Annotated in this window: 12 protein-coding genes; 5 read left to right on the top strand and 7 right to left on the bottom strand. The window is 64.4% G+C overall.

Annotation, left to right across the window (positions count from 1 at the left end; translation table 11 throughout):
* Positions 1-272: 272 nt before the first annotated feature.
* Positions 273-2,381 carry a replication restart helicase PriA gene (priA, locus tag BLT66_RS11315; RefSeq protein ID WP_092757766.1) on the top strand — a complete coding sequence of 703 codons (2,109 nt, stop codon included), beginning with the start codon at positions 273-275 and terminating at the stop codon, positions 2,379-2,381.
* Positions 2,382-2,440: 59 nt separating this feature from the next.
* On the opposite strand, the gene BLT66_RS11310 is transcribed toward priA, so the two are convergent.
* Positions 2,441-3,061, bottom strand: coding sequence for a tRNA-uridine aminocarboxypropyltransferase (locus BLT66_RS11310; RefSeq protein ID WP_092757765.1), 621 nt, complete (start codon positions 3,059-3,061; stop codon positions 2,441-2,443).
* Between the two features lie 212 nt (positions 3,062-3,273).
* Between BLT66_RS11310 and BLT66_RS11305 the strand changes: the two genes are divergently transcribed.
* The 4 genes from BLT66_RS11305 to BLT66_RS11290 all read left to right on the top strand — a co-directional run bounded on the left by BLT66_RS11305 (position 3,274) and on the right by BLT66_RS11290 (position 9,523).
* Entirely contained in the window at positions 3,274-4,839 is a 1,566-nt protein-coding gene (locus tag BLT66_RS11305; protein ID WP_092757764.1) for a methyl-accepting chemotaxis protein, read from the top strand.
* Between the two features lie 179 nt (positions 4,840-5,018).
* On the top strand, positions 5,019-6,686 hold the full coding sequence (locus tag BLT66_RS11300; protein WP_143029194.1) for a methyl-accepting chemotaxis protein: 1,668 nt from the start codon (positions 5,019-5,021) through the stop codon (positions 6,684-6,686).
* Between the two features lie 148 nt (positions 6,687-6,834).
* The gene (locus BLT66_RS11295) at positions 6,835-7,131 is read left to right on the top strand and encodes a hypothetical protein (RefSeq protein WP_092757763.1); all 297 of its coding nucleotides are present in this window, start codon (positions 6,835-6,837) and stop codon (positions 7,129-7,131) included.
* 28 nt (positions 7,132-7,159) lie between these two features.
* Positions 7,160-9,523 carry a tetratricopeptide repeat protein gene (locus tag BLT66_RS11290; protein WP_092757762.1) on the top strand — a complete coding sequence of 788 codons (2,364 nt, stop codon included), beginning with the start codon at positions 7,160-7,162 and terminating at the stop codon, positions 9,521-9,523.
* A 28-nt stretch (positions 9,524-9,551) separates the two neighbouring features.
* On the opposite strand, the gene BLT66_RS27420 is transcribed toward BLT66_RS11290, so the two are convergent.
* From BLT66_RS27420 to BLT66_RS11260, 6 genes are all read right to left on the bottom strand, one after another.
* Entirely contained in the window at positions 9,552-11,111 is a 1,560-nt protein-coding gene (locus BLT66_RS27420) for a methyl-accepting chemotaxis protein (protein WP_092757761.1), read from the bottom strand.
* 168 nt (positions 11,112-11,279) lie between these two features.
* Positions 11,280-12,740, bottom strand: coding sequence for a xylulokinase (gene xylB, locus BLT66_RS11280; RefSeq protein WP_092757760.1), 1,461 nt, complete (start codon positions 12,738-12,740; stop codon positions 11,280-11,282).
* A 133-nt stretch (positions 12,741-12,873) separates the two neighbouring features.
* Positions 12,874-13,803 carry an AraC family transcriptional regulator gene (locus BLT66_RS11275; protein ID WP_092757759.1) on the bottom strand — a complete coding sequence of 310 codons (930 nt, stop codon included), beginning with the start codon at positions 13,801-13,803 and terminating at the stop codon, positions 12,874-12,876.
* Positions 13,804-13,820: 17 nt separating this feature from the next.
* A complete protein-coding gene (locus tag BLT66_RS11270; protein ID WP_092757758.1) occupies positions 13,821-14,612 on the bottom strand; it encodes an L-iditol 2-dehydrogenase in 792 nt (263 codons plus the stop codon).
* Entirely contained in the window at positions 14,609-16,003 is a 1,395-nt protein-coding gene (gene dalD / locus BLT66_RS11265; RefSeq protein ID WP_092757757.1) for a D-arabinitol 4-dehydrogenase, read from the bottom strand. The genes BLT66_RS11270 and dalD overlap by 4 nt, the downstream gene beginning before the upstream one ends.
* 48 nt (positions 16,004-16,051) lie before the next feature.
* On the bottom strand, positions 16,052-17,095 hold the full coding sequence (locus tag BLT66_RS11260; RefSeq protein ID WP_092757756.1) for an ABC transporter ATP-binding protein: 1,044 nt from the start codon (positions 17,093-17,095) through the stop codon (positions 16,052-16,054).
* Positions 17,096-17,121 lie beyond the last annotated feature (26 nt).

Below are 17,121 nucleotides of genomic sequence, written 5' to 3'. Positions count from 1 at the left end.
CACAATTTGTGGTGGGCTTTGACCCGGCAACGCCTGGGGCCTCTACTCCGCTACAAAACCCATAGCGATCGTAAGCCCTTGATTTATATAGTCATCTGAAAATGCTTTTTTTTCAGGCATTTTGTCCAAAGCCTTGATTTACTGGGCTTGGCGGCCTGCCACAGAGAGATATCAACAAAGTTATCCACAGCTTCTTGGGATACTTGGTAAATCATTTGTAAATCAAGCACTTAGACCCGTTTCCGCAAGTTCACGTGAAATAACTCACACAAATGCTCCACCGGCTCTCCGTCGTCGTCCAGACCCCTGCCCACAGCGCAATTGCCGGGCCGCTGACCTATGGCCACGCCACGCCGCTGCCGCCCGGCAGCCTGGTGCGCGTGCCCTTGGGCAAGCGCGAAACCCTGGGCGTGGTGTGGGACGGCACACCGGAAGACAGCAATTTTGAGATCCGCGCCATCAGCGATGCACTCGACGGCCTGGCCCCGTTGAACGCCGTCTGGCGCGGCCTGGTGCAGTTTGCCGCCCAGTACTACCAGCGCGCGGTGGGCGAGGTGGCGCTGGCCGCCCTGCCGCCGCAGCTGCGCGAACTCGGCGCGGCGCAGCTGACGCGGCGCCTCAAGCGGCCGAAAGAGGTGAATGGCGCCATCGATACGAACGCTGTCGACACTACACATTCCGTAGCACTCAGCGCAGAGCAGACCAGCGTCATTGCCGAATTTGATGCCCAAAAAGGGCCATTCTTGTTGTTCGGTTCCACCGGCAGCGGCAAGACCGAGGTCTATCTGCAGCTGGTGCAAAGCCTGTTGTCCCGCGACCCCAGCGCCCAGGCGCTGGTGATGGTGCCCGAGATCAACCTCACGCCGCAGCTCGAAGCCCGCTTCCGCGAACGCTTCGAGCCGCGCTACGGCGCGGCCTCAGTGGTGTCGATGCACAGCGGCATGACACCGCCGCAGCGCCTGAAAAGCTGGCTGGCCGCGCACAGCGGCACGGCGCGCATCGTGCTGGGCACGCGGATGGCGGTGTTTGCCTCCATGCCCGGGCTGAAGCTGATCGTCGTCGACGAGGAGCACGACCCCAGCTACAAGCAGCAGGAAGGCGCACGCTACTCGGCCCGCGACCTGGCGGTGTACCGCAGCCAGTTGGAGACGCGGCTCAATCCCGACGATGAGCCTTGCCGCGTGTTGCTGGGCTCGGCCACGCCGGCGCTGGAGAGCTGGCACCTGAGCCGCCCGGCGGCCGAGGGCGGCCGCTATGTTCGCCTGGCCATGCCCAGCCGCATAGGCGCGGGCAGCCTGCCCAAGGTGCGGCTGGTCGACATGAATCTGCAGCAGAAGAAAACCGTGTTCTCGCCGCAGCTGCTGGCCGCGATCCAGCAGCGCGTGGCGCGCGGCGAGCAGAGCATGGTGTTCTTGAACCGGCGCGGCTACGCCCCGGTGCTGGCCTGCAGCAGCTGCGAATGGAAGAGCGAGTGCCCGCACTGCAGCGCCTACCGCGTCTTCCACAAGATCGACCGCAGCCTGCGCTGCCACCACTGCGGCTACGCCGAGCCGGTGCCGCGCGCCTGCCCGAGCTGCGGCAACCCCGACATCTCACCGGTAGGCCGCGGCACCGAGCGGCTGGAGGAACACCTGGCCGAGCTGCTGGCCGACCTGCGCCGCCCCGATGGTGGCCCGGTCGTAGTGGCTCGCATCGACGCCGACAGCACCAAAGCCAAGGGCGCGCTTGAAGCCCAGCTGGCTGAAGTCCACACCGGCGCCGTCGATGTGCTGGTCGGCACGCAGATGATTGCCAAGGGCCACGACTTCCGGCGCATCACCCTGGTGGCCGCCATCAACCCCGACGGCGCGCTGTTCTCCAGCGACTTCCGCGCGCCCGAGCGGCTGTTTGCGCTGCTGATGCAGGCCGGCGGCCGGGCCGGCCGCGATGCCGCCCACAGCGCGGCCAGCGAGATGTGGATACAAACCATGCACCCCCAGCACCCGCTGTTTGCCGCGCTCAAAAAACACGACTACCCGGACTTTGCCGCCAGCCAGCTGGACGAGCGCCGCATCGCCGGCATGCCGCCGTTCAGCTACCAGGCGCTGGTGCGCGCCGAGGCCCGCACCCAGGAAGCCGCCCAGGCGTTCCTGAGCCTGGCCAGTGCCGCCGCCTGCGATGTGCCGGACGTTGAGCGCGTCACGCTCTACCCCGCCGTGCCCATGGGCGTGCAGCGGGTGGCGAACATAGAGCGCGCCCAGATGCTGGTGGAAAGCCCGTCGCGCCAAGCGCTGCAGCGCTTTCTGCTGGCCTGGCAGGCGGTGCTGCGCGCCACCCGCAGCCAGCCCGAGGCCAAGGGCCTGGTGCGCTGGGCGATTGACGTGGACCCGTTGAGCATTTAAAGAAAATCGGGCTCTGGCGCAGGTAGTACCTGCGCGAGCAGCTATCAAAATAGAAGCATCTAGCCCGAACGGTAGGCCAGCTGCTGGTCCACGAAGCCGTCAAACGCGTCCAGCAAGGGCTGGTAGCGCGCGGCTTCACCCTCCCCTCCTTCCAATTGGGCCAGCGCGGCGCAGCTAGCCTCCAACGTGGACAGCTGGTCGGGCTTGTGCGCCTTGCGGATGCGGTACTGCGACGGCGGCATGCCACGCAGCGCCAGGCGCGGCAGCTGCTGCAGCAGCGGGTTCTGGAACAGCAGCTTGCGGCTTTTGCGCCAGGTACCGTCAAGCACCACCAGGCACAGCTGGACCGGGTCTTGCAGCCAGTCCGGCGGCAGCGCGGGTGCGGCTGGCAGGCCCACGGCCGCGTCCTGCGGGGTATCGGGGTAGAGCAGAACCAGGCGGCTGGAGCCGGCCCGCACATCGGCTTCGGCAAATATCTCGCCGACCAGCAAACGGCTGTGCGGCAGGCTCAAGTGCAGCAGCCGGGCGCTGCCTTTGGCGTTGTACACCTCCAGCGGGTGCTGCAGGATCAGCACCTCGACCTGGTGCACGGTGGGCCTGATCCACTGGCAAATGCAACTGCTCTGCGCCCGCAGGCAGCGGGTACAGCGCAGGCGGGCGGCGGTGGCGGCATCGGACATGTGGCCCATTTTAGGCCAGGTATTTTTACGTAAAAACCAAATTTAGCGCAGGCGGATATTGCGCAACCAGCTATGCATTCAATAGCAAATGCAGTAATGACTGTTACCTGTTCTGCCGCGCGACCGCGCGTTTTCACCGCTCCCAGCGCCGCGCAAAACTGCTACGCTTTGTAACGCGTTTGTTTTATTTTGCTTACTCTGAAAGCTGCCCCATGGCCCCTACTGGTTTCCGCGCTCTGAGTATTGCCAAACGCCTGGCTGTGCTGAATTTCAGCGCACTGCTGGGCCTGATCCTGCTGACGGCAGTGTTCCTGGTGTCCGAACGGCGCCTGATCATGGAGGAGCGCCAGAACAGCGTGCGCCAGGCCGTCGAGGTGGCGCACAGCCTGGTGGTCAACTACCACGGCCTGGTGGCCCAGGGCAAATCCACCGACGCCGAGGCGCAGAAGCTGGCCATGGCCGCGCTGAAGGTGATGCGCTACAGCGGCAGCGAATACTTCTGGATCAACGACATGCAGCCGGTGATGGTGATGCACCCCATCAAGCCCGAGCTGGACGGCAAGAACCTCAGCGAGAACAAAGACCCCACAGGCAAGCGCCTGTTCGTCGAGTTCGTCAACACCGTCAAGGCCGAGGGCAGCGGCTATGTGAACTACCTGTGGCCCAAGCCCGGCAGCGAAAACCCGGTGCAAAAGGTCTCCTACGTCAAAGGCTTCGCGCCCTGGGGCTGGGTGATTGGCTCGGGAGTGTATGTGGACACGGTGGACTCGGCGATCCGCGGCCGGGTCATCACCTTTGGGCTGGCGACACTGGTGCTGCTGGTCTTGCAACTGGGCCTGGGCACGCTGATCGCGCGCAGCCTGATCGGCCAGCTGGGCGGCGAGCCCGGCTATGCGGCCAGCATCACCGAGCACATGGCCCGTGGCGACCTGTCGGTGCCGATTGCGTTGAAGGCCGGCGACAACAGCAGCCTGCTGCACGCCATCCAGGGCATGCGCGACAGCATTGCCCACATCGTCGGCGAGGTGCGGGTCGGCACCGATTCGATTGCCGCCGCCTCGGGCGAGATCGCCGCGGGCAATAACGATCTGTCGGTGCGCACCGAGCAGCAGGCCAGTTCGCTGGAGAAAACCGCGGCCTCGATGGAGCACCTGACCAGCACCGTCAAGCAGAACGCCGAGAACGCGCGCCACGCCAGCCAGCTGGCGGCCACCGCGTCCACCGTGGCCATCAAGGGCGGCGCGGTGGTGGCCCAGGTGGTCGGCACCATGGCCACGGTGAATGCCTCGTCGAACAAGATCGTCGACATCATCGGGGTGATCGACGGCATCGCTTTCCAGACCAATATCCTGGCCCTGAACGCGGCGGTGGAAGCCGCGCGCGCCGGCGAGCAGGGCCGCGGCTTTGCCGTGGTGGCCAGCGAGGTGCGCAGCCTGGCCCAACGCTCGGCCGCCGCCGCCAAGGAGATCAAGACCCTGATCCACGAGTCGGTGGAAAACGTAGAGCACAGCACCCGCCTGGTCAACGACGCCGGCACCACCATGACCGAGGTGGTGCAAAGCGTGAAGCGGGTGACCGACATCATTGGCGAAATCGCCGCGGCCAGCCAGGACCAGTCGCAGGGCATAGACCAGATCAACGGCGCCATCACCGCCATGGACGGAGTGACGCAGCAAAACGCCGCCCTGGTGGAAGAAGCGGCCTCGGCCGCCGAATCGATGCGGAGCCAGGCCGAGCGGCTGTCGCAGCAGGTCAGCGTGTTCAAGCTGGCGGGTTGACCCAGCGCCAGGACAGCGGGCGGCGGCGTACTCAAAATGGATGATGCGCCACCCTAGAGCCGACTGGAATTGCAACAGCGGATGTTTGTTTACAGATACATTGATTTACAGGCAGTACCAAGGCTGCCGAAGTCTGGAAATGTATTTGTCCCACAAACACAGCACTGGAGCGAGCACGCATGCGCAACAACCTGCCCATCCTGAACCAGGAATACAGCTTTCCACCCGGCCAAACACTGGTCTCCACCACCGACCTGCACGGCAACATCAATTACTGCAACCCTGTCTTCATTGAAGTCAGCGGCTTCACCCGCGAGGAGCTGATAGGCCAGCCGCACAACCTGATCCGCCACCCCGACATGCCCGAAGAGGCTTTCCGCGACATGTGGGAAACCATCAAGGGCGGCCGGCCCTGGTCGGCTATGGTCAAGAACCGGCGCAAGGACGGCAGCTACTACTGGGTGCGGGCCAATGTCACCCCGCTGATGGAGGGCACACAGCCCATCGGCTTCATGTCCGTGCGCACCGAGCCGCTGCGCGCCGACATCGACGCAGCCACCACGCTGTACGCCAGGATGCGCGCTGAAAAAGCCCAGGGCCAGCGCGTGCTGCGCCTGTACCGTGGCCAGTTGCGCGTCGACACCCCGGTGGGCCGGCTGAAAACAGCCTTGTCGCTGGGATTGGCGGGCAAGCTGGCCATGACGGCGGGGATACTGGGCTTGGTTGGCTTCGGCGTGGGCGCCCTGGCGGTGTCCAGCCTGGGGGCCGGCATCTGGCTGGCGGCATTGGCCACGGCGGTGGTTTGCGCGCTGGCCGGCGGCTTTGTATTGAGCGGCCTGTCCATTACGCCGCTGCACAACCTGGTCAGCTTCTCCAACCGCATGGCCGCCGGGGACCTGACCCAGACCCTGAAGGGCAGCGGCAACGATGCCATGGGCGAACTGTCCGGGGCCTTGAACCAGCTCAACGTGAACCTGCAGTCCATCGTGCGCGACGCGCGCACTGGCGTCGACAACATGAGCGTGGCCACCCAGGAAATCGCCGCCGGCAACGACGACCTGTCGAACCGCACCGAGGACCAGGCCAGCAGCCTGCAGCAAACGGCAGCGTCCATGGAGCAGATCACCGGCACCGTGCGGCAAAGCGCCGAATCTGCCGCCCAGGCGGCCCAGCTCGCCTCCCAGGCCGATACCGTGACCCGGCGCGGCGGCGATGCGGTGCTGGACGTGACCCGCACCATGCGCCAGATCACCGAATCCTCGAACCGGATTGGCGAAATCATCCAGGTGATCGACAGCATCGCCTTCCAGACCAATATCCTGGCACTTAACGCCGCGGTGGAAGCCGCGCGCGCGGGGGACCAGGGGCGTGGCTTTGCGGTGGTGGCCAGCGAAGTCCGCGCACTGTCTCAGCGCACCGCCGCGGCCGCCCGCGAGGTCAAGAGCCTGATCGCCGAATCCACCTCCACCGTGGAAACCGGCAGCCGCCTGGCCGATGCCGCCCAGATCACCATGACCGATGCACTGAAAGCGGTCAGCCAGGTCACCGCGCTGGTGACGGAAATCAGCGCCGCCTCGCGCGAGCAACTGGACGGCATTGCCCAGGTCAACAACGCCATCACGCAGATGGACAGCATCACCCAGCAAAACGCCGCCATGGTCGAACAAATTGCCGCCGCCGCCAATGCGCTGCACGGCCAGTCTGAAGCGGTGTCGGAAAGCGTGCGGGTGTTCCGCCTGTCGGCCAGCGGCTCCAGCAGCGCAAATACCAGCCGCCGCCCCAGCACCGAGCCGGCGCGCCCCCGGCTGGTCGCCGACAACACCCAGCCTCTGCGCAAGGAGGCCTAGGTTGCCAAATGCTATATAAAAAATAGCTACTCACGCTGAGAGAGATTGCGCTACAGGCCTTAAAAGCCTGAAACCCTGGGCTAGGCCGACGGATGCCGGCCATCGGCGCCCTACAATCCCGGGCACTGTCGACCATGCTGGGATTCACATGCTATTTTCTTGGTTTAACGCGAAAGAAGCCAACCGGTTTGGGGCCGAGTTGGCGCAGATTTTCATAGAGAAAATCCCCCTGGGCACGCCTCGCACTGACAAGAAATTTGCCATCAAAACCCAGCGGGCTCTGGACCAGATCGCACTGCGCACGCGCCAGTTCCAGGTCAGCCACACGCTGAACCTCTACACCCGCGCCAAGCTGGCCAACAACTTCAAATGGACGCTGAAAGATGCGGGCTATGAAAGCACGTATGTGGAAGAGCTGACCGAGTGGCTGGTCAAGCGTCTCTAAGATTTCCAAGATCCAACCGTTGGCCTCCATGAATTCCTGGCTCAAGAAACTTTTTTCGGCTGGCTCCAGCCCTGTCCCAGCAGCCCCACTTCCAGCACCAGCTGTAGCCCCCCCAGAAACCAGTGCCGACCAGCGGCGCCGGGGTAACCGTTTTTTGGACCAGGGCAACCTGGCGGCGGCTCTGGCCTGCTACCGGCAAGCAGCGGCGCTAGACCCCCATTCGGCCGATGCCCACACCAGCCTGGGGTATGCACTGCAGCAGTCCGGAGACCTGGTCGCGGCCCAAGCGTCTCTGGCACAGGCGCTACAGTTGCAACCCGAAAATTTTGACGCCGCGTACCTGTCAGGCCAGGTCTGTGCAAGCCTGGAACAACCAGAGCAGGCCATCCGCCACTGGGAGGCGGCACTCGCACTGCAGCCCACATTTGAACCCTTGTACGCAGAGCTATGCCAGGCCCTGTCCAAGACCGGAGCGTGGGACAAGGCAGTCAGCACCCTTGCTGGCGGCATGCAGCGCTTCCCGAACAACGCCGTATTCCACTTCCTTCGGGGCAACCTGCATACCCAGGCCCAGGAATGGACCGAGGCAGCGGTGCAATACGCAGCGGCTCTGCGCCTGAATCCGCAGTTAATTGAGGCCCACGGCAACTTGGCCGCAGTCTTTCAAGCCCAGCACAATTGGCAGCAGGCATGGGAGCAGTATGAGCATGCCTTGCGGCTCAACCCTCGCGATGCCGCGCACCTCACCGGCCGGGCAACCGTCTTGCTACAACTCGGCCAGCATGCCCAGGCCCTCCGCAGCTGCCAGGAGGCGTTGGCTATCGCACCAAACTCGGTAGATGCCCACCGCATACTCGGCTACATCCATCTACAGACAGAAAACTACAGCCTTGCAGCCCAGCATAGCCGTAAGGCCCTGGAGCTGGCGCCCCGCAATGCCGATGCACTGAACAACCTGGGCAACGCGCTTGCCTCACAGGGCGAGTTGCACGATGCGGCAAATGCGTTGCGCGCGGCTGTCGCCATCGACGCCACATCTGCGGTATTCCACAGCAACCTGGGTGGCATCTTGTTGCTGCAGGGAAAGCTGGAAGATGCCATCCATCACCTTCGCCACGCAACAACAGACCCCAAAAGCCCGCCCTCGTCATTGCACAGCGCTTACTCGAATCTGCTCTTCGCGCTGAACTACCACCCAGACCTGGGCGCGGAAGAAATATTCGAAAGCTACCGCGCATACGAGCGTAGCGTGGGCGCACCACTGAAGCCCACTTGGGCAGCGCACAGCAATGTGCGCCGCACGGATCGAAGACTGAAAGTCGGCTACGTTTCCCCGGACTTCAAAAACCACGCGGCAAGCTTCTTCCTCGAACCCCTGCTGTCACAACACAACCGCCAAGTGGTAGAGCTATATGCCTATGCCGAACTGGCCAAAGAGGATGCGGTCACGCAACGCTACAAGCAGTACGTCGATCATTGGGTGCCAACACAAGGGATGTCCGATGCTGCGCTGGCCGAACGCATCCGCGCCGATGGCATCGACATTCTTGTCGATGCCGCCGGACACACGGTTGGCAACCGCCTGGCCGTGTTTGCCCGCAAACCCGCCCCCGTGTCCGTGAGCTGGATGGGTTATGGCTACACCACGGGTTTGCAGGCCGTGGACTACTACCTTACCGATGCCACAAGCGCTCCCGCCGGCTCCGAGCCGCTTTTCTCCGAAGCGCCCTGGCGGTTACCCGGTTGCTATGTAGCCTACCGTGCCAGTGCCGCCATGGGCGAGGTGAATGCCCTGCCGGCGTTGGAGCGCGGCTACATCACCCTAGGCACACTCACGCGGGCGATTCGCATCAACCACCGAACGATTCGCGTATGGACGCAGATACTGCAGCGCCTGCCTACGGCGCGCCTGGTCATCGACAGCCGATCTTTTGAAGACCCGAAGATGCAAGAAGAGACCCTTGCCACATTCACGGCCCAGGGCATTGCTGCAGAGCGTTTACAGATCGGCTTCCATAGCCCTCCCTGGGACGTGCTGCGCGGCATCGATATCGGCCTGGACTGTTTTCCACACAACTCCGGCACGACCCTGTTTGAAACCCTTTACATGGGGCTGCCCTATGTGACGCTGGAAGGCCGCCCTAGCGTTGGCCGGATGGGCAGCGCCATACTGCACGGCCTGGGCCACTCCGAATGGATTGCCCAAACAGAGGTCGACTACGTGGAGAAAGTCGTCGCCCTGGCGTCCGACCTGCCGGCGTTGGCGCAGTTGCGCGCCACATTGCGCCAGCAAATGCAAACCAGCGTCTTGATGGACGAACCGGGTTTTGCGCGCGCAGTGGAGTCGGCGTATGCCGACATGTTCGCCCATTGGGCCGCACAACCGGCGTGAACTAGCGCGCCGATCTCGCGTTCTCGGCCTAGGCTAGCGCCACTCGCGTAGGCAAGGAGAACACCGCCACCGCCGCCACCAGGTCTTGCGCCTGGGTTTTCATGCTGCTGGCGGCGGCGGCCATTTGCTCTACCAAAGCGGCGTTTTGCTGGGTTGCCTGGTCGATCTGGGTGACGGCCTGGCCGACCTGGGACACCCCCGTGCTTTGCTCGCTGCTGGCGGCGCTGATCTCGCCCACGATGTCGGTCACGCTGCGGATGGAGCGCACCACTTCGGTCATGGTGGTGCCGGCTTTGCCGACCAGCAGGCTGCCTTGCTCCATGCGCGCCACGCTGGCCTGGATCAGCTGTTTGATCTGTTTGGCGGCTTCGGCACTGCGCCCGGCCAGGCTGCGGACTTCACTGGCCACCACCGCAAAACCGCGCCCTTGTTCGCCCGCGCGGGCCGCCTCTACGGCGGCATTCAGGGCCAGGATATTGGTCTGGAAGGCGATGCTGTCAATCACGCCGATGATCTCGGAGATCTGCTTGGTGCTGTGGTTGATGCCTTGCATGGTGGCCACGGCTTCGGCCACCACGGCACCGCCTTGTGCGGCCACGCTGCTGGCCTGAATCGCCAGCTGGTTGGCCTGGGCCGCATGGTCGGCGTTTTGCCGTACCGTAGCGCCCAGCTGCTCCATGGACGCAGCGGTTTGCTGCAGGGTGCTGGCCTGGCGTTCGGTGCGCTCGCTGAGGTCGTAGTTGCCCTGCGACATTTCAGAGCTGGCGCTGGAGACGTTCTCCGAGCCCTGGCGCACGCTGACCACCACCCGGGACAGGCTGGCCTGCATGGCAGCCAGTGCCTGCATCATCACAGCGACTTCGTCCTGGCCGCGGGTGTCGATCTGCTGGCTCAGATCGCCGCGCGCCACGGCGTTGGCGACCGCGCCTGCGTGCAGCAGCGGACGGGTGATGCCGCGCACCAGCGCCAGGCCAAACAGCAGCGCAAACAGCACACCAAAACCGATAGCCGCCAAGCAGGCATTTCGGATCGCCTGGTAGCGCAGCACAGCCGCTTCGAAGTCGCTGCGCGCTTCACCCTCCATCAGCTGAATCAAGGCCTGGATGTCGTCGCTGATGGGGTTGAACAGGGCGCTGAACTTGCCCAGCACCAGCACCTGGGCGGGCAGGAAGTCGTCATCGCGCAGGGCGGCCATGACGGGCTTCAAACCCTCTTGCTGGAATTTCTGCCGCTTGGCTTCGAGTGCCTGGACGCGGCTCGCGCCCTCGGCCGACAGGGGAACGGCCAGCAAGCCGTCCCAGGCCTTTTGCGATGCCGCGGTGATGGCATCGATGTCCTTGATGTTCTTGGCCACGACCAGGGGCGAGGGGTCGATCAAGGTGTCGGAAATGACTTGCCGCGCCCGCATGCTGAGGAACTGGTAAGCCCCCACGGAGGCGATGGACTGCATTCTTTGCTTGTACATCGACTCGACGACGGCATTGGCCTGGGCGATACCCAGCAGGCCGATGGAACCCACGGCCACCAACAGGGCCGATAAAACACCCACAAGTATCAGCAGACGGGTGGATATCTTGAAATTTTTCATGCATTGCTCTTCACAACCAACAGCGGTTGGCCGGGAAGGTAGCCGATCAAGCTACATGTTTTGATGACAAGCGCGCAAGCTGCGCGCCGATGCACCCGCAATAGCAATAAAGATAGCAGCTCGCGCAGGTATTACCTACGCTACAGGCCTAAAAGGCTTGAAATCCTCTTAGACGGAAAAGCTATTGCGCAGGGTTTGGTACAGCGCGCGGAACCGTTGGTAGCGCGCTTGCTCGATGGCCACGGGTGTGGCCGGCTCGAAACGCTGGGCCACGGGCGGGCTCAGGCAGACCTCGGCCTCCGCGCCGCCATCGGCCAGCCAGGCCAGCCGTGCCGCGCCCAATGCGCCGCCGGTGGCACCGCCCTCTTGCGTCACCAGGGGCACGCCCAGGGTGTTGGCCAGCTCTTGCGACCACCAGGCGCTGCGGGCGCCGCCGCCCACCACCGACAGCGCACCGATGGGCTGGTCGGTGGCCAGGGTGCGCCAGCCGTCGCACAGGCCGAAATTCACGCCCTCGACCACGGCGTAAGCCATGGCCGCCGCGTCGTGGCTGTGGGTCAGGCCGAACAGCACGCCTTGCGCGTTCGGGTTGTTGTGCGGCGAACGCTCGCCCGACAGATAGGGCAAAAACAGCGGCGCCTGGGCCCGGGCGCTGGGCGACAGCTGGGCGGCGGCGGCCAGCAGTGCGGCCTCATTCTCGAACTTGAGCAGCTTGGTGGCCCAGCTCACGGCGCTGGCGGCCGACAGCATCACCGACATTTGGTGCCAGCGCTGCGGCAGCGCGTGGCAGAAGGCATGCACGGCCTGGGCCGGGTTCGGGCGGAAGCTGTCGGTAGCCAAGAACACCACGCCCGAGGTACCCAGCGACACAAAGCCCTGGCCCGGCGCCACCACGCCCATGCCGACGGCGCTGGCCGCGTTGTCGCCACCGCCACCGGCTACCGGCAGACCAGCGCGCAGGCCCCAGCGGGCGGCGATGGCGGCCGACAGGCCGGCCGAGACGGCGCTGCCCTCGACCACGCGCGGCATGTGCGACTCGTCCAGGCCGCACGCCGCCAGCAGCGGTGCCGACCAGCGGCGTGCGCCCACGTCCAGCCACAGGGTGCCGGAGGCGTCGGAGCAGTCGGTCACCGCCTCGCCGGTCAGCAGCAGGCGCAGATAGTCCTTGGGCAACAGCACGCGGGCGGTGCGGTTGAAGATGTCGGGCTCGTGCTCGCGCAGCCACCACAGCTTGGGCGCGGTAAAGCCCGGCATGGCCAGGTTGCCGGTGATCTGGGCAACCTCGGGCACGGCCTCGGTCAAGGCCACGCAGGCGGCGCCGCTGCGGCCGTCGTTCCACAGAATCGCCGGACGCAGCACCTTGTCTTGCGCATCCAGCAACACCGCGCCATGCATCTGGCCCGACAAACCGATGGCGCGCACCGCCGACAAGGCGGCGCGGTGGCCGTTGGCCAGTTGGTCCATGACCGACTCCAGCGCCCGCCACCAGCTGTAAGGGTCTTGCTCGGACCACAGCGGCTGGGGTTGCTGCACGGTGAGCTGTGCATGCGCCACCGCCACCACGCGGTGGTCGTCCGCGAGCAGCAGGGCTTTGAGTTCAGAGGTGCCTAAATCGAGTCCAAGGTACATGGCATGGCCTTTTGTATAGAGAGTGCGGGGAGTGCAGGGAGTGCGTAAGGCTGGGCACAAGTGCATTAGTTTTAAAGACAAACTAACTCTACCGCATATTCCTCCTGCGCAAGCAGCTATGTTTTATATAGCACTAGGGGTTTTTACTGCCAAAGCGTGCTTCGGCCTGGCGGCGGAAGTCCTTGGGCGTCATGCCTTTAATCTGCATGAAGCGCCGGTTGAAATTGGCCACGTTGTTGAAGCCCACGTCGTAGCAGACATTGTTGATGTAGCGGTCGGTTTCCATCAGCAGCTGGCAGGCGCGGTTGATGCGCAGGCGGTTCATGAAGTCGGTAAAGGTGTTGCCAGTGGCACGCCGGAAATAGCGCGAGAACTGGCTTTCGGTCATGTTGAAGCGCGCCGATACCTCGGCCATGGTGAACTGCTCGGCGCTGTGGTCGGTCAGGAAGCTGACGATGCCGCTGACCTGCGCCAGCGAGGCGTCGTCGTCATAGCTCTGCATCTGCACGGTGGACAGCAAGCGGTAGTCGGTGCATTGCGCCAGCTTGTCGAGCAGCATCAGAAACTCGCCAAACCGGGCCAGGCCATGGCTGTGCTTGATGCGAACCAGCGCATCGCGTGCCATCTCGCTCATGTCGAAGAATTCGATGCCGTGGCGGGCCCGTTCCAGCAGGGGTAGCACGGCTTGCAGTTCGCCCACCTCGCTGCCGACCTGGCGCAGCGGGGCTTCCGAGAACTGCAGCACCATGTCGCGCAGGTGGACCACCTCGTCGGGGTTGTCGCCGGAAATCCAGTTGTGCGGCAGGCGCGGCCCTGTCAGCACCAGGTTACCGGGCTCGAAATGCCCGATGTAGTCGCCCACGAACAGCTTGCCCCGGGTTTGCACGATCAGGTGCAGCTCGCATTCCTCGTGCTGGTGCCAGCGCACCAGCGGCGTGGGAATACCGTGCTCCAGATAGCGCAGGCTGCTGTGGCTTTCATGCGGCTCGTAACCCAGGGTTGGGTCGCGCCCCATGTCATGCTCCAGCTCCGGTTCGCGGGCGCGTTGGCGCAGGCTGACCATGCTTATCTCCTTTGTACTTAGCTCATCACATTACCACCGTCCACGTTGAGCGTCTGGGCGGTAATGTAAGAAGCCTCGGGGCTGGCAAGGAAAACCGCGGCCCGGGCCACGTCTTCGGGTGCGCCCATGTAGCCCAGCGGCACGGCCAGGCCCACGGCCTTTTTCTTCTCGCCGATCTGCAGGCCTTCGGCCTTGGCGAACTGCGCGTCCACGTCCTTCCACATGGGCGTATCGATCACGCCCGGCGAGATGCCGTTGACGCGGATGCCGTGCGGCGCCATGGCCAGCGCAGCTGACTGGGTGTAGCTGATGACGGCGGCCTTGCTGGCGCAGTAGTGGGCCACCAGGGCCTCGCCGCGGCGCCCAGCTTGCGATGCCAGGTTGGTGACACTGCCCTTGCAACCATCGGCCACCATCTGCTTGAGCACGGCCTGCATCACGAAGAACATGCCTTTGACGTTGACGTTGAAGATCACCTCATATTGCTTCTCGGTGATCTCCAGAATGTCGCCCAGGCTGAACACGGCGGCGTTGTTCAGCAGCGTCGTGATAGTGCCAAACTTCTCCCGGGCGGCGGCCACCATGGCAGCGATGCTGTCCTGGCGCGACACGTCGGCACTCAGGTATTGAAAATGGCTGGGATACTGCGCCAGCAAGGCTTGCAGCTCGGCGGATGGCGTGGCCGCCAGATCAACGGCGGTGCAATGCGCGCCTTCGCGCAAGAAAGCGGTGGTCGCGGCCAGGCCAATGCCGCCGGCGGTGCCGGTCAGCAAAGCATGTTGTCCAGCCAGGCGTTGGGGGGTGCTCATTTTTCGTCCTTGGTGAATTGGTTAACTTGGATGGTGGCTTTCTGCAGCGCGGCGACCAGGCGCGGATCGCCGGCCAGCTCGGCCCAGAAGCTGACATTGCCGGCCAGCGCCAGCACCGGATCGGCCGCATCGCAGATGGCGTGGGCGACCGCCGGGTCCATGGCCTGGTCCTGGTACACATAGGCCAGCTCGCCCCGGTGCCAACGCTGCAAGAAGGCCAGGAACAAGGCCGGCAGCACAGCCACCGAATCGATGCTGGTGCCGCGTGCCAGGCATTCGCGCACCGTCGGGGCGATGAAGCCCGGAATCTTGGAGAAGCCATCGGCGGCCACGCGCTGGTTGGTGTCCAGGATCGCGGCATTGCCAAAGCGGTCCAGCACCACGTCGCGGTAGGCGGCCAGGTCCAGCGGGCACGGGTGTTCGGGCGTGTCCAGGCAGGGCATCACGTCATTGGTGACGTAGTCGAACGCCATCTTGCGGATGCGCGGGTCCAGCGTGCCTTCGTGGATGTACTGGTAGCCGACCAGGGTGCCGGCCCAGGCAATGCAGCTGTGGGTAGCGTTGAGCAGGCGGATCTTGGCTTCTTCGAAAGGTGCCACCGACTCGACCATCTGCACACCCACCTTTTCCCAGTCGGGCCGGCCATTGCAGAAATTGTCTTCAATCACCCACTGGATGAAAGATTCGCCCATGATGGGCGCTGCGTCGTCCCAGCCGGTGGCCGCCAGCACGCGGGCGCGCAGCTCGGGCGCGGGGCGGGGCGTGATGCGGTCGACCATGGCGTTCGGGCAGGTGGTATGGGCCTGCACCCAGGCGTGCAAGGCCGTGTCGCCGGCCAGTTGGATGAAGGACAGCAAGCCCTTGCGCACCCGGTCGCCGTTGTGGCGCAGGTTGTCGCAATTGAGGAGCGTGAGCTTGCCACCACCTCCGGCCATGCGGGTCCGCAGGATGGCGGTCAGCGCGGCATAGATGGTGCTGCCGGGCTGGCCCTGCTTGGCGCGCTCCAGGTCGGCGGCCAGATCGGCCACGCTGAGGTCCAGCTGGTCCTGCGCGTCCAGGTAGTAGCCAGCCTCGGTGACGGTGAACGAGATGATGCGGGTATTCGCATCGGCGCCCACTGCGATCAAGCCGGCCAGGCTGGGCTCGTAAGGGATGATGCGGCGGATCGATTCGATGCGCTCGTAGTGGCGCTCATCCGCCGGGGTCACGGTCTCCAGCGTATAGGCGCCGCCTTGGGCCGCCAAGGCTGCCATGGTCTCGGGCATGTCGGGGCGGGTATTGCCGCCGGCCAGCGACCACTGGTCGCCGCCCGCGGCCTGTTGCAGCCGCAGGCGGTGCATGTACCAGGCCTGGTGCGCGCGGTGGAACGAACCCATGCCCAGATGCAACATCACAAGGTGGTTGGAAGTAGTAGCCATGTTAGGGAATCCGCAGAAGAGTTAAGCCAATGAAACCGTGCGGCCCGCATGGTCGAAGCAATGCAGGGTGTCGAGGTCAAACTCCAATGCCACCGGGTCGCCGATGCGCAAATGGGTGCGCTCGGCCTGGCGCGAAATCATCGAAGTGCCCATCACGTCCACGTGGATCAGGGTGTCTGCCCCCAGGGCCTCGATCAGCTCGACCTTGCCCGGTACGCCGGCATTGCCCACCGGCAGCACACGCACGCCTTCGGGGCGCACGCCGATCAGGCCATCGGCCGGCACCCGGCCCGCCGCCTGGCCGGCCAGGGTGCCGAACTGCGACAACTGGGCCGCCTTGACGATGTTCATCGACGGCATGCCAATGAACTGGGCGACGAACTGGTTGGCCGGCTTGTCGTACAGCTCCAGCGGTGCGCCCACCTGCTCGATCGCGCCATCGCGCAGCACCACCACGCGGTCGGCCAGGGTCATGGCCTCGACCTGGTCGTGGGTCACGTAGATGGTGGTCACGCCCAATGCGCGGTGCAGCTTGTGGATCTCCACACGGGTCTGGCCACGCAGTGCGGCGTCCAGGTTCGACAGCGGTTCGTCGAACAAGAAGATCTTTGGCGCCCGCACGATGGCGCGGCCGATGGCGACGCGCTGGCGCTGGCCGCCCGACAGCTCTTTGGGCGTGCGCTTCAGGTAGGGCGTGAGGTTCAGCGTTTCGGCGGCGCGCTCTACCTTTTGCTTGATCTCGTCCACCGGCACCTTGGCCAGCTTGAGGGCGAACGACATGTTGTCGAACACCGTCATGTGCGGGTACAGGGCGTAGCTCTGGAACACCATGGCCAGCTCGCGCTGGCTGGACGGCAGGTGGGTGATGTCCTTGCCATCGACGTGCAGCGAACCGCCGTCTATGCTTTCCAGGCCGGCAATCATGCGCAGCAGGGTCGACTTGCCGCAGCCCGAGGGGCCGACAAAAACGATGAACTCGTTCTTCTGGATGTCGAGGTTGACGCCCTTGATGGCGCGGTGCTCGCCAAAGAATTTTTCAACACCGCGGAGTTGTAGAAATGACATGATGGAATCCTTGAATGGGGGTGCAG

Origin of the sequence: Rhodoferax sp. OV413 (genome assembly GCF_900104385.1) — a bacterium.
GTDB lineage: Bacteria > Pseudomonadota > Gammaproteobacteria > Burkholderiales > Burkholderiaceae_C > Rhodoferax_B.
Note: the sequence above shows the minus strand (reverse complement) of the source record. Positions and strands in the feature narration are given on the sequence as shown.